The sequence below is a fragment of the Bradyrhizobium sp. Ses1 genome, from assembly GCF_059512365.1.
This window is the reverse complement of sequence record NZ_JCAMOQ010000187.1, coordinates 1-796: the sequence shown is the minus strand read 5'-3', so window position 1 is coordinate 796 and position 796 is coordinate 1. Positions and strand designations below refer to the sequence as shown.

The window sequence follows — 796 nt, the reverse complement described above, 5'->3', positions numbered from 1 at the left end:
GGCCGGCTGCCACTGGTGATGCGCCAGCACCATGGCGGGGGCGAGAAATTGTTTGTCGACTATGCCGGCGACACGGTGCCGGTGGTTGACCGTAACACTGGCGAGGTGCGTGACGCGCACATCTTCGTCGCGGTCATGGGCGCATCCAGCTTGTCGTTCGCGCTAGCGACGTGGACCGAGCAGCTCGGCGACTGGATCGCGGGACATAACGCGGCCTTCAGCTTTTTTGGCGGCGCGACGCAACTGCTGGTGCCCGACAACGCCAAGGTCGCGGTGATCAAGGCCTGCCTCTATGACCCCATGGTCAACCGCAGCTATAGCGATATGGCACAGCACTACGGCACGGCGATTTTGCCGGCACGGCCGCGTCGTCCGAGAGATAAGGCGAAGGTCGAGGCCTGCGTCGGAATCGTCGAGCGCTGGCTGCTGGGGCGGCTGCGCAACCGAACCTTCTACAGCCTGGCTGAACTCAACGGTGCCATCGTCGAGTGGCTGGCCAAGCTCAATGACGGACGGGTGCTGCGTCAGTATGGCCGCACGCGACGCCAGCTGTTCGAGGAAATTGATGCGCCGAATCTTAAACCGCTTCCCGGCGAGCCGTGGGTCCATGCCGAATGGCGCCGATGCCGGGTCGGGCTCGACTATCACGTCGAGATCGAACGACACTACTACTCGGTGCCCTATCGCTTCGCCCGTCGGGAGGTAGAAGCGCGGATCAGCGCACGAACGGTTGAAATCTTCCTGGGGGGCGAGCGAATCGCTGCGCACATGCGCGGCAGCGGCAACGGGCGGCACA

The 796-nt window shown here is 63.9% G+C and carries 1 protein-coding gene; it reads left to right on the top strand.

Features of this window, described 5'->3' with window-relative positions; genetic code table 11:
• On the top strand, nt 1–796 hold a 796-nt coding region (gene istA, locus AC5ZG5_RS46290; RefSeq protein WP_496165581.1), incomplete at both ends, for an IS21 family transposase.